Source organism: Allomesorhizobium aridi (genome assembly GCF_043769475.1).
Lineage (GTDB): Bacteria > Pseudomonadota > Alphaproteobacteria > Rhizobiales > Rhizobiaceae > Allomesorhizobium.
In genome coordinates this window covers 5,902,304-5,914,839 of sequence record NZ_CP171729.1, presented here as the reverse complement: position 1 = coordinate 5,914,839, position 12,536 = coordinate 5,902,304, and the positions used below count along the sequence as shown (strand labels likewise).

Genomic DNA, 12,536 nt, shown 5'->3' with positions numbered 1-12,536 from the left:
ATCCCGCCAAAAGCGCAAACCCGAAGGCTCCCAATGCGCCGGAAAGGGTGAGAAGCACTGGCCACAGAGATTCTGAGGAGACAGCACTGCCTTTGCTGTGGAACAGACAGTCGGCGGATCCCGACGCTTGGCATCTTTGAACAATTGGACCTATGGTCGCCGCCCGATCGCCGACTGTGAGAATAACATGGCCGCAGACATCAAACGCATTGCCGCAATCATCGCCGCCGAAATCGGCGCGAAACCGGAACAAGCCGCCGCAGCGATTGGGCTTCTGGACGAAGGCTCGACCGTGCCTTTCATTGCCCGCTATCGCAAGGAGGCAACCGGCGGGCTCGACGACACTCAGCTTCGCCTTTTGGCCGAACGGCTGATTTACGTCCGAGAACTCGATGCGCGCCGCGCTACGATCGTTGAATCAATACGCAGCCAGGACAAGCTGACCGAAGACCTCGCGGCCAAGATTGCCGCAATCACCACGAAGGCGGAACTGGAAGACATCTACCTGCCCTACAAGCCCAGGCGGCGCACACGCGCCGAAATCGCCCGCGAGCGTGGTCTCGGTCCGCTGGCGGATGCCATTCTGGCCAATCGTTCCGCCGTTCCCGCTGAACTGGCGCAATCTTATCTGAGCGACGACGTGCTAGACGTGAAATCGGCGCTTGAAGGCGCCCGCGATATACTTTCCGAAACGTTTGCCGAAAATGCAGAGTTGGTCGGTCGTCTACGGAGCTACATGAAAGAAAAGGCATTCCTGCGCGCGAAAGTCGTCGATGGTAAGCAGGAGGCCGGCGCAAAATATTCGGATTATTTCAGCCATGTCGAGCGCTGGGCCAATGTCCCGAGCCACCGTGCGCTCGCCATGCTGCGCGCACGCAACGAGGATGTTCTGTCGCTCGACATAGACGTCGATTCCGACGACGCCTCTCCCTTCAAGCCGGTCGAGCGGATGATAGCGGAGGCCTATGGCATTGGCCGGCAAGGTGCGGCCGATCTGTGGCTGATGGAGGTGGTCGGATGGACATGGCGGGTGAAGCTCACGCTTTCACTTTCGCTCGATCTTATGCGCGAGCTTCGCGAGAAGTCCGAGGAGGAGGCGATCCGGGTTTTCGCGCGCAACCTGAAGGATCTGCTGCTTGCAGCGCCTGCCGGCTCCCGTGCGACAATGGGGCTCGATCCCGGTATCCGCACCGGCGTGAAGGTCGCCATCATCGATCAGACCGGAAGGGTCCTCGACACAACCACCGTCTATCCATTCCCGCCACGCAACGACGTACGCGGCACGCAGGCGGAACTGGCGAGGCTGATTGTCAAATACAAGGTCGAGCTGGTTGCGATCGGCAACGGCACGGGCAGTCGTGAAACCGAGCGTTTGGTTGCCGACATGCTGTCGGACATGCCGTCACCGAAGCCGCTGAAGGTGATCGTCAGCGAGGCCGGCGCGTCGGTCTATTCCGCTTCCGAAATGGCGGCGGCGGAGTTCCCCGATCTCGACGTGTCGCTGCGCGGCGCGGTCTCGATCGCGCGCCGTCTTCAGGACCCATTGGCCGAACTGGTGAAGATCGAGCCGAAATCAATCGGCGTCGGGCAGTATCAGCACGATGTCGACCAGTATCGGCTTGGCCGTTCGCTGGAGGCAGTGGTCGAGGACGCCGTGAACGCGGTGGGCGTAGACCTCAACACCGCCTCGGCGGCTTTGCTGGCACGCGTCTCGGGCCTAGGTCCATCGTTGGCCGAGGCGATCATCGCGCATCGAGACGCGACAGGGCCTTTCGCGAGCCGCAAGGATTTAATGAAGGTGAGCCGGCTTGGCCAGCGCACCTTCGAGCAATGCGCCGGTTTCCTGCGCATTCCCAACGGCGCCGAGCCACTTGATGCTTCCGCCGTCCACCCGGAAGCCTACGGCGTCGCCAAGAAAATCGTCGCGTCCTGCGGCCGTGATCTGCGCTCATTGATGACCGACAGCGCCGCTCTCAAGGCGCTCGATCCCCGCGCCTTCGTCGACGAGCGTTTCGGCCTGCCGACCGTCCGCGACATCATTGCGGAGCTGGAAAAGCCAGGCCGTGATCCGAGGCCGGAATTCAGGACCGCAACCTTCGCCGACGGGGTCGACGATATCAAGGACCTGAAGCCCGGAATGCTGCTTGAAGGAACCGTCACCAATGTCGCTGCCTTCGGTGCATTCGTCGATATCGGCGTGCATCAGGATGGCCTCGTCCACCTTTCGCAGCTGGCTGACCGTTTCGTAAAGGATGCGCATGAGGTGGTGAAGGCCGGAGATGTGGTCAGGGTGCGAGTCGTCGACGTCGACATCAAGCGCAAGCGCATCGGCCTAACCATGCGCAAACACGATGATCGCACCAGCAGGCCGGAACAACGGGCAGACGGAACGCCGCCGCGCGTGGCCGCTTCCGAACTTCCGAAACGGTCTGGACGGGGGAAGGAGCCGCCTCAAGGCGCATTCGGCGCGGCGCTCGCGGAAGCATTCAAGCGTAGATAGGTGCGGCCAAAGCCACGGCTCATGTCCGGGTGTCTGCACCGTCGTAATCGCGTCAATCTCGCCCGTTCATGTATGATGGGATCGCGCCGGGAACTGACCTTCCCGGCGCTTCTCCAAAGCTGCCGTCTGCGCTTTGGCCGGTCGTCAGACCCAAGCGGTTGTTGGGGCTCGCTACCGATACCGGAGTCAGGCATCCACGGAGAGTTGTCGTGCTCTAGCCTTGCGAATTCACGAGCTCTGGCGAACGACGTCAGCCGAATCGCCGTCGTCAGCCCAGAGGCTCGGGAGATCCAGGTCGGTTTGCTCGATCAGCTAACTGTACTGTCTGCCTACAATCGTGCACTCGTCGCTCTCGGCATCGAGGAGCATCATTAGCACTGGCGCTGGAGAACCAGAACACAGCCGAGACGTCCTCGAGGTTGAGCGCCTTCGCTTCCGCCATGGCCTTGTCCTCGCATACGGTCAGGCTGCGACGAGTTCCTCGCCTTTGTCCTGGATGTCGAAGATCTGCGCCAGGTCACGCACGCCTTGATGGATGGGTGCAGTCGACGAGCAAATAGGTCGGGATGCCGGCATCGTGGAATTGCGTACGGGTCGAGACGATGCCGCCGGACCAAGAGGCCGAAGAGCCGCGGCAATCGCGTCGAGACAGTCCGCAAAAGTAGCCAGCCTGACTGCAGGATAAGCGGCGACTTCATCTGGACGATGCGGTTGTTTCTGACCGCTGGAATCGCTGCCCGACCGGGCGGCTCCTGATCCTGTCCGGCACGACCTTCTTGCCGCACCAGGAGTGTCGGGTGCGGCCGCGATAAGGCGCGGTTTCGATGATGACCAGATCGGCTCGCATGACGTCTGATCGACAATATTGCCTGAAGGTAGAGGCGTGCCGCCGAAAGGTCAGCGGCCCGAACCGAGCCGTTCCATCTCGTCTTGAACCCTGCTGATCAGGTGACCGGTTTCGGTGTGCAGCAGTTTGAGCCGGCCTAGCTGGGAATTCACGGATTCAGCCATTTCACAATTTTCCGGTTCGAAATGCTCCAAAACCGGAACGTCAATCGCCCGCTGCTGAGCTTATGGGTAGGGATCATCCGATGCTGCAGCTGCGCCGCTTGCCAGCAATGCCACTACTTTCATGCGGCGACGGGGAATTTTTCTCGCGTACGGGGTTCAATTCTCGAAGGGTATGGGTTAAAATAGTCTATCTCATCAGGAAAATAACGCCCTCGCGCACATTCGTGCGGAGATGTAGATTTTTTTGATATTAAAAACGGAGTTGATATATTGGAAAATATTAGACCCGACATGACTGGCAAGATAAACTTAGATATTATTTATAACAATCCGAGCCGACAGCTTACTTTTGAACTGTATCTCGCCTCGACTATCGGATTCCTCAGGAGGCAAAGCCTAAATTTGAACGACTGATCGATGCACGGCATAGCGCCACCGAATCCGAACCGGCCAAGGTGATCGATCTTGGTTGCTCCTATGGGGTCAACGGTGCCCTTCTCAAATATGGACGTTCGGTGGATTAACTCTACCGACTCTACGGAGCGGAGGCCGACGATCTCGAGGCGCTTCTTCAGCGGGACCGTGATCTCTATGCCGAACCGGGGGATGCCGCGCTCGAAATTGTCGGGGTCGACCCGGCAGATCGCGCGATATCCTATGCGGTCGATGCGGGCATGCTCGACGCAGGCGTTGCGACCGATCTCGAGAAAAGCGATCCAACGCCGGAAGACACGGCGGCGATCGAAAATGCCGACCTCTTCATTTCGACCGGCTGCGTCGGCTACGTTACTGAGACTTCGCTGGAACGGCTCCTGGAAACGAGCCTCGACAGTCGTCCGTGGCTGGCGCATTTCGTGCTGCGCATGTTCGATTTCGGGGGGCCGAAAGAGATGTTGGGCCGGCACGGCTACGTCACTGAAAAGCTGGAGGGACTATTCCGGCAGCGGCGCTTTGCTTCCGCCGAGGAACGGCAGCATGTGCTCGACAATCTCCGCCGGCTGGGGATCGATGCCACCGGCGCGGAGGAGACCGGTTGGTATCTCGCTGAATTGCATGTCGCACGACCGGAAGAGGTCGCGAAATCTATGCCGCTAAGCGAGGTTCTAAATGTCAGCGCAGGACAGATCGTAGAAATTTAGGTGCCGAGAGACATCCTCATAAACTTGGGTTGTTCACAACTATGCGATCCCGAGCAATGCGACCGAGTTGAACCCTCACCGGAGTACCGGTCAATTCGATCCCATCGTCGCCGATGTCGGGTCGGTGTCTTCATCGAGAAATTCCGGTCGCCTGTTGAGCGCTTCGATCTCAGCAAAATAGAGTGAATGCGTCGCTGTCCGAATAAGAGACTGTGATCTTTCCACGTTTGGCAGGCGTTCCATGACGAACCGGACGGCATTCTTGAGGCTCGTGCCGCGGACGCGCGTCGTCACAGTTTTGTTGCCGTGATCAGGGGAAAGTGTGAGAACCGTCGCCGGCATTTTAGGGTCGACGTGCAACAACATCTTCGGACCTCCGTGAAAACTCGAGCGATACGTATCACCGGCACGTGTCGGCTGTTTGACGCAGCGAAATCACGAAGAGATTCGGGAGGGCATGACGAAGAAGCGTCAACTCGTGGAGCCGCCCGGTCAGATGCCGTGACTCCGAAACGGATTGCGGCCGAATGAAAGGCCGCGCGCGCTATAGGCTTCTGGCGTCAGGATGCTCGTGCACTAACGCGTTGCGATGGGCCGCGCCATGGTGCAGTCTCCGGGCATCTTCCTCTTCGACGAGCCCTTGTCTAATTCTCACGCTTCAATTCGCGCCAGCTTTATGAAGCGGCTTTACGTGGCTGCATCGAAATCTGCGTTGCGTCGCCGTTCACAAGGACAGACAAACGGCAGTCCCGGTTATGCGCGGTCCGAGGTTGAGAGCGTAGATCTCATGTATGGCCTGCCCGAGCGACACCACCTTTTGTGGCGCCGCTTCGAACGTGAGTATCCGTCCGCAATTCTCCACAGTCAGCGGATAGTTGGTCGGCTGCGCGATTGCAGCCGGGAGCATCAGAATGGACAGAGCAAGACCGGCAAGCGTGGGCCGAATGTTCATGAGACTCCTTGGATGGGGATTTAGCCGCCGGGCTTTTCGGCGATCAGGATGAAGCGGCGATAGACAAGGGTGCGCAGACGATTGCGCAACCCATGGCCTCTGCGTTGTGCTCGGGCGATAGGCTCGTGCGGTAGCTCGCGGATGGAGACAAAGCCCGCCGCTGCCAATTGGGGCGCCAGACTGTCGAAGGTGAGCCCTTCGCTGAAAGGAAGCCGCCGCATGATCTCGCCGTGTTTCTCGCTCATAGCTCCGTCGTAGTAGGGATCCGGCGAAACCTGCTCCAAGAGCGAGAGCAATCTTGCCGCCCACAGCACGGAGGGCTTGGGTTTCGTCCAATCGCCGTCATAGATCAGCAGCCGCCCGCCCGGGTGAAGGATGCGCAGCCAATCCGCGAAGGCCCTGGCCGGCTCTGTCAGCGTCCAGACCAGATGCCGGCAGACGATTGCGTCATAGGATTCATCAGGCTCCATGGTGTGGCCGGCATCGGCATGGAGGAACCGCAGGCGGGGTTTTCCGACATGTTTCGCTCGCGCTTTCGCAAGCATGGCATCGGAAAAATCCAGCGCGGTGACCTCATGACCGAGGTCATGCAGCAGGCGAGTCACCTCACCGGTGCCGCAGGCAAGCTCCAGGACCTTGCGGGGCGACGAGCCGAGCTGGTCGCGGATTGGAGCAGCCCAGGCTTCGGCCTCGTGCCCAGGCGCTATATAGTGGCCAAAAGCCAGATCGAAAGTTTCTGCGCGGCGCGACCAGTACTCATGGATCTCGTCCCTGAGGTCGAAGTTCGCTCCGGTCACTGCCTGCTCGTCAGAGTTCATTTGCCGAAACCGTTTCGCGCGAGGATTTCATCGAAGCGTTTGTGCGCCCGCGGCGGCACGTCGACGTTCAAGAACGAAGCTTCCAGCGCGGCGTCGCCGACGCGGATAACCATCACCATGCCCATGCCGAGATGCGGCGAGCATTTGATGCCATAAAAGCCTTCCTGGCCGAGTGTGACCTCGATCTCCTCGTTGATCTTACCTTTGAAGCCGGGGTGACCGTCCGGGACCATGCCGTCGATCGTTGCGGCATTGTGGCCGCTAGCGGCCGCGATGAACTTTACGGTGTCGCCCGGCGCGATCTGGGCGAAATCAGGCTCGTAGACCATCGGGCCCGTCTCGTTGCGGTTGAGCATCTTGATGTCGTGCGTCTCGGCACAGGCGGACGACATTGCCTGCGACAGGAACAAGGTCAGAATTTGCAAGCGCATGGGTTTCCTTTCAGGAAGCTGGATGGAAGCGGAACATGTGCGTGCCGTCTGCCGGGTCGGTGAGAATGCTTGCGCGAACGCCGAACACCGCGCCGATCCGCTCGACAGTCAGCACCTCGTGCGGAGGGCCTAGTGCGACGAGCCGGCCGCCGGACAGCACGCCGACGCGATCGCAGGAGAGCGCCTGGTTCAGATCGTGCAGCGCGACAACCGATGTGACTGGCAATTTCGCGACCAGGTCGAGGATCGAGAGCTGGTGCTGGACATCGAGGTGGTTCGTGGGCTCGTCGAGAAGCAGTATCTGAGGCTGCTGCGCGAGCGCCCTCGCCAGGTGGATCCGCTGGCGCTCCCCACCGGATAGGGTTGCCCAGGAACGGCGCTCGAACCCTTCCATGTCGGTGTCGGCAAGCGCTTGCGCCACGATGAGGTCGTCTTCCGGCGACCATGGCTGCAGCGGCGTCAGCCACGGCGTGCGGCCAAGGTCGACCGCATCTTTCACGGTGATGGCCTCAGTGGTCTCTGCCTGTTGTTCGAGAAAGGCGATCAGTTGGGCGACGGCGCGGCGCGGCATCGCGCGAAGCGCCTCACCCTTGACGCGAACGTCGCCTGACGTCGGTTGTCGGATGCCTGCCAGCAGTTTCATCAGTGTCGACTTGCCGGAGCCGTTCGGCCCGACGAGACCGAGCGTTTCATCCTCGTTCACCACGAGATCGACCCCAGTGACGATCGGTTTCCCTCGCACTGACCAGCTGAGATTGTGTGCTTCCAGGATCATGGCGCGCCCCGCCCGCGGATCAGGATCACCGCGAAGGCCGGCGCTCCAACGAGTGCCGTAATGACGCCGATCGGCAGGACCTGTCCGGGAATAATGGTGCGTGAGAGCACATCCGCGGTGATCAGGAACACCGCGCCGATAAGCGCCGTCGCCGGTCCTAGCCTCCCGTGGCGCACCCCGACGAGAAACCGCGCCGCATGCGGGATAACAAGCCCGACGAAGCCGATCGAACCGACGATGCTCACCATCACCGCCGTCACCAGCGCCGTGAAGCCGATGAGAACCACCTGCACTCTGCGAACTGGCACTCCCAGCGACGACGCCGACTCGGCGCCGAAGGCGAAAGCGTCGAGAGCGCGCGCATACCAGACGCACGCGGCTAACCCGACCAGGGCTATCGGGACCGCCAGCCATACGTCGGGCCACCGTGCGCCGCTTAAATTGCCCAGCAGCCAGAACATGATACCGCGCGCTTGCTCGGCATTGGCCGACTTGGTGATGATGAAGGAGGTCAGCGCGTTGAAGAGCTGCGACCCGGCTATGCCTGCGAGCACGATCTGTCCGGCGCCGCGCGACGTAACGCCACCGCCAGCCGCGCGCGCCAGTATCGCCACCAGGGCAAAGGCTGCGACGGCGCCGACGAAGGCTCCAAGCGACATCGAAATCGCGCCGGCGCCAAAGCCGGCGACCGTCACCGCCACCGCGCCGGTCGAGGCACCGGCGGAAATGCCGAGAAGATACGGGTCCGCCAGCGCGTTTCGCAGCAGCGACTGCAGCACCATGCCGGAGATTGCCAGGCCCGATCCGCAACAGGCCGCAATGATCGCACGCGGCAGGCGGTAGTTCCAGATGATTCCAATGTCGATCGGGTCGAGCACGTAGGCCGAACCAAAGATCTTGTTGGCCAGAGTCTGCAGGACGATCGAGACAGGGATCGGCGTCTCGCCGATGCAGGTTCCGGCGAGCACCGCCACAACGAGCGCGGCGAAACCGAGCGTCCCCCGGCCGAGCCGGGAGAGGTAGATCTCTTGCGAGGCGGTCCGACTCACTGTGCCAGTCCGAAATCCTTGAGCGATTTCGACAGCACCTCGATGCCGGCAATCGTGCGGATGGTCGCATCCATCGCATGTGCGTCCATGACGACGATGCGGTTGTTCTTGACCGCGTCCATCTGGCTCGCGACTGGATCGGATTCTAGGAACTCCAGCTTCTTCTCGTAGTCGTCAGCGGGGAAACGGCGGCGGTCCATCCTGGCGATGACGATCAGCTTCGGGTTGGCCTTGGCGATGGTCTCCCAACCGACAACTGGCCACTCCTCGTCGGACTCGATGATGTTCTTGATGCCGAGCTTGTCCATCATGTAGGCCGGTGCGCCCTTGCGGCCCGTGACATAGGGGTCGATGTCCATCTCGGCGCTGGAGAACCAGAAGACCGCCGAGACGTCCTTGAGGTCGAGCGCCTTGGCGCGTTCGACGGCGGCATTCTCGCGCTCCGCCAGGCTGGCGACGAGTTCCGCACCCTTGCCCTGGATGTCGAAGATCTGCGCCAGTTCGCGGATGCCCTGATGGATAGTGGCGGTGGAAAAGAGCTCGCTGCGCGTGCCATCGACGCCGACCGTATTGTCCTTGGCGACGCAGTCGGCCGGCAGCACATAGGTCGGTATGTCGACGTCATGGAACTGGGTGCGGGTCGCGACGATTCCGTCAGGACCGACATGCCAGATGAACTGAGCGGTCACCAGTTCCGGCCTCTTCGCGACCACGCTTTCGAAGCTCGGATCGTTGTCGGCCAGGCGTTCGACCTTGTCATTGACCTCTTTGAACTCAGGCAGCACCTCGTTGAACCAGACCGAGGTGCCGGTCACCTTGTCGCCTAGGCCGAGTGAGTAAAGCACTTCGGTCGCCGCCTGGCCGACCGTAACGGTCGACGCAGGCGCCTTCTGGAAGGTCAGCGTCTCCCCGCAATTCTCGAGGGTCAGCGGATACTTGGTCGGCTCGGCCGCTGCGGCCGCCGTGAGGAAGGCGAAGCTAGCAGCGGCAAGCGCAAGGCGTGAAACAGTCATGACGCGAACATCTCCGATCGGTTGCTGGCAGGGATCGAAGGATCTCGGGTCAGGACGGCAATGATCGTCATCGCGTCGCAACGGACGAGATGCGGCTGCACTTCACGTGTGGCTAGCGTCATCGACAACCTCCCCGGACACCCCGCCCGGCGCGTTAAGTTACGGGTGTCGGTAGGTCTCCTGACTGACGGGTCATCGTCCCTCTCGGCCTTCCCGGGGGCTAATCCCAGTGGCATGATCGAGATGAACTTACCGCCTACAGTTGCGGGGGCAGTTTCGTTTCGCGGCAAGCCGCGGCGAATTCCCTGTTATTTCCTTACGGAAACCGACACCCGTTCCTAACCAATCCTCTGGCTCGCATCAAGCGGTGCCTTTCCGAGCCCCATATATTTGTGCCTCTTCGAGGCTGTTATGTTATTATGTAACAGATCAGAGCTGCTTAACCAAGGACAGCAGCAAATGCAACCACTATGGACGAACACCGCAGCGACGCTCGCGCTGCTCGCGGGAATCAGCGAAGCCTCCGCCGACGAGAAAGAGGCATGGCGTCTGTACGTTTCCGACCACGCCGCACCGACCGTGACGGCGGGCGTAGAGGCCCTTTCTTTCCATCAGTTGTTCGTGGTTGCCGCTTTCGACAATCTCGCCATTCTGCAGGACGATGATGCGGTCGGCGCCGCGGATCGTGGCCAGTCGGTGGGCGATGACGAGCCCGGTCCGGCCTTCCAGCAGTTTTATCAGCGCCTTCTGGATCAGCATCTCGGTGCAGGAATCGATGCTGGCCGTGGCTTCGTCGAGCACAAGGATCTTGGCGTCGGCGACCAGTGCCCGCGCGAAGCTGATCAGCTGGCGCTGCTGGCCGAGCGAGAGATTGCCGCCGCGCTGCTCGAGTTCGGTGTCGTAGCCATCAGGCAAGTGTTCGATGAAGTCATGCGCGCCAACGTCCTGTGCCGCGCGGACCACCTCTTCCCAGCTGGCATCGGTCTTGTGGTAGCGTATGTTCCACCGGCCAACGGCGATGTCACGTTAACTAGCGGTCAGCTTTTTGGAGGATAGAGCGACGGTATGAACGCTTCGCCTCTCGGATAGAACCCGCTGGATAGCCTCGATTGAGCACACCTCGTTGCCCACCACAAGAACGGTTGCGAGCGGGTTCGTCATCGCATGGTGCTCCTACGGTCCGAGTGGTCGGCGTTCGCGCGGTGGACAGCGAGCGTGACGGGCGTACGGGACTTGGGCGTCTTGTGGATAAAATTGTAGCGCGCCACGTGATAGCTCGGGTCCAAGCCGTAGAAATTGCGCCGCATCCGCCGCAGTTCCTCTTCCCGATAGGCGGCAAGCGGTTTCTCGGCCTCGTCGCCAGCGCGGCGCGCCCGTTTGGCAGCAATCCGCCGGGCAAGATCGGGAGAGGCCGCGAATTCGGTGGCAGCGCGGAGCAGTTCCCAATCGGCGGATTCTACATTTCCCGGCAGGCGCCGGGTGGCGAGCCCCAGTTCAAGCGCCTCGTCGACCCCCATCGGCAGCCTTGCCTGGGTCACGCGGCGGGCTCGGTCCTCGCCGACCCGAGCCGGCAGCAGATAGGTCCAGTATTCCGAGCCGTAGAGATTGCCCATGTCCTTGTAGTGCGGATTGAGGATGACGCCCTCGCGCATCCAGACTTCGTCGGCGGCAAGCGACAGGAAGACGCCGCCAGCCCCGGCATTGCCGAGCACCGCGGAAATAACCAGTCGGTCATCGGTCTCGATGATCTCGCGCACCAAGTCGTTCATCGCGTTTATATTGCGCCAGGATTCGTCGGCGGCGCTGTCGGCGCCCTCGATGATGCCGAGATGGATGCCGTTCGACCAGCGATCCGCGTCGCCCCGCAGCACAAGAACCGGAAGCGAGCGTGCCTTGGCCCTCGTGATCGCCTTGCGCAAGGTATCGCAATCTTCCGACGACATCGCGCCGTTGTGGAAGCGGAATTCCAGAAGTCCGACGCCGTTCTCCTCCCGGTAACGGCAGGGTTCGGGTCCTTCGATGATGGGCAGATCGCTTGCTTCGGCACCGAGCAGCCGGAGCGCCGGCAGTTTCAGCGAGCGGGAATCCGGTCGCCGGAGATGGCCGATCCACAGCGCCCCCTCACGGAAGGCCATGGCGAGAGCGTGCCGCGAACGGCCGATGAGCGCGCCGGCAGGCCCCGGAACTCCTTCCGCACGCTCGGCGTCAAACACCAGGAAAGTCTGTCCGGCGATCGTCATCGTAGCCCCGGGATCTCCGTCCGACGCCCGGATGATGCGTAGCGCTTCCTCGGCCGAGTGTCGGGTCGGGTCGAGGATACGGTCGGACCTCCGGCAGGCGGGTCGCTCGCACCCTCTGCCCCAGTTCGCCGGCAGCGCCGCCCCTTCCCTGCGCTCGATGCGGCCGATCGCTTCGAAGACGCAGGCTACGGCAGCCTGGGTCACTTCATGTCGGTAGAGGCTCGACTTCCGAGCGGGGCGCATCGGAAATTCCGCCCAAGCCCAGACGGGCCCCGCATCCATCTCCTTCCGAGCCTCGATCAGTGTGACGCCCCAGGTCACTTCGCCGTCGAGGATCGCCCAGTCGAGGGCGCTCGGGCCGCGATCGCCACGGATGCCCGGATGGACGATCAGGCAGAGCGTTCCGCGCCAGACATCGGCCGGGATCGGCCGCTTGAGGAAGGGCGCGATCACGAGGTCCGGCGAAAAGAGAACGACCGCCTCGCGAGTGAAGTCGTCATGGATGTCGAGCTCGACCGTCACTTCGTGACCAGCCCGTCTCAGGTCGACATGCAGGCGCTGGGAGAGCGAGTTGAAATTGTGGCAGAGAAGCAGGATGCGCATCACCC

General features: G+C 61.6%; 10 protein-coding genes, 1 pseudogene and 1 riboswitch. Of the genes and pseudogenes, 2 read left to right on the top strand and 9 right to left on the bottom strand.

Annotated features, from left to right (window positions below):
* Positions 1 to 187 precede the first annotated feature (187 nt).
* The gene (locus ACG873_RS31210) at positions 188 to 2,500 is read left to right on the top strand and encodes a Tex family protein (RefSeq protein WP_394889800.1); all 2,313 of its coding nucleotides are present in this window, start codon (positions 188 to 190) and stop codon (positions 2,498 to 2,500) included.
* A gap of 1,685 nt (positions 2,501 to 4,185) precedes the next feature.
* Positions 4,186 to 4,650 carry a hypothetical protein gene (locus ACG873_RS31205; RefSeq protein ID WP_394889798.1) on the top strand — a complete coding sequence of 155 codons (465 nt, stop codon included), beginning with the start codon at positions 4,186 to 4,188 and terminating at the stop codon, positions 4,648 to 4,650.
* Between the two features lie 90 nt (positions 4,651 to 4,740).
* Here ACG873_RS31205 and ACG873_RS31200 read toward each other — a convergent pair whose 3' ends face one another.
* The 9 genes and pseudogenes from ACG873_RS31200 to ACG873_RS31160 all read right to left on the bottom strand — a co-directional run bounded on the left by ACG873_RS31200 (position 4,741) and on the right by ACG873_RS31160 (position 12,531).
* Positions 4,741 to 5,016, bottom strand: coding sequence for a hypothetical protein (locus ACG873_RS31200; protein WP_394889796.1), 276 nt, complete (start codon positions 5,014 to 5,016; stop codon positions 4,741 to 4,743).
* A gap of 358 nt (positions 5,017 to 5,374) precedes the next feature.
* On the bottom strand, positions 5,375 to 5,602 hold the full coding sequence (locus ACG873_RS31195) for a hypothetical protein (RefSeq protein WP_394889794.1): 228 nt from the start codon (positions 5,600 to 5,602) through the stop codon (positions 5,375 to 5,377).
* Between the two features lie 20 nt (positions 5,603 to 5,622).
* The gene (locus ACG873_RS31190; RefSeq protein ID WP_394889793.1) at positions 5,623 to 6,420 is read right to left on the bottom strand and encodes a class I SAM-dependent methyltransferase; all 798 of its coding nucleotides are present in this window, start codon (positions 6,418 to 6,420) and stop codon (positions 5,623 to 5,625) included.
* Entirely contained in the window at positions 6,417 to 6,851 is a 435-nt protein-coding gene (locus tag ACG873_RS31185; RefSeq protein ID WP_394889792.1) for a pseudoazurin, read from the bottom strand. The genes ACG873_RS31190 and ACG873_RS31185 overlap by 4 nt, the downstream gene beginning before the upstream one ends.
* Before the next feature lie 10 nt (positions 6,852 to 6,861).
* Positions 6,862 to 7,626 carry an ABC transporter ATP-binding protein gene (locus ACG873_RS31180; RefSeq protein ID WP_394889791.1) on the bottom strand — a complete coding sequence of 255 codons (765 nt, stop codon included), beginning with the start codon at positions 7,624 to 7,626 and terminating at the stop codon, positions 6,862 to 6,864.
* The gene (locus ACG873_RS31175) at positions 7,623 to 8,675 is read right to left on the bottom strand and encodes a FecCD family ABC transporter permease (protein ID WP_394889790.1); all 1,053 of its coding nucleotides are present in this window, start codon (positions 8,673 to 8,675) and stop codon (positions 7,623 to 7,625) included. Before ACG873_RS31175 ends, ACG873_RS31180 begins: the two co-directional genes overlap by 4 nt.
* The gene (locus ACG873_RS31170; protein WP_394889788.1) at positions 8,672 to 9,688 is read right to left on the bottom strand and encodes an ABC transporter substrate-binding protein; all 1,017 of its coding nucleotides are present in this window, start codon (positions 9,686 to 9,688) and stop codon (positions 8,672 to 8,674) included. Before ACG873_RS31170 ends, ACG873_RS31175 begins: the two co-directional genes overlap by 4 nt.
* Positions 9,689 to 9,840: 152 nt before the next feature.
* A riboswitch (cobalamin riboswitch) is annotated at positions 9,841 to 10,033 on the bottom strand.
* Between the two features lie 240 nt (positions 10,034 to 10,273).
* A pseudogene (locus ACG873_RS31165) lies at positions 10,274 to 10,690 on the bottom strand (ATP-binding cassette domain-containing protein); the annotation flags it as partial.
* Between the two features lie 155 nt (positions 10,691 to 10,845).
* Complete coding sequence (locus ACG873_RS31160) at positions 10,846 to 12,531, bottom strand: enoyl-CoA hydratase-related protein (protein WP_394889787.1); 1,686 nt, start codon at positions 12,529 to 12,531, stop codon at positions 10,846 to 10,848.
* Between the last annotated feature and the right edge of the window lie 5 nt (positions 12,532 to 12,536).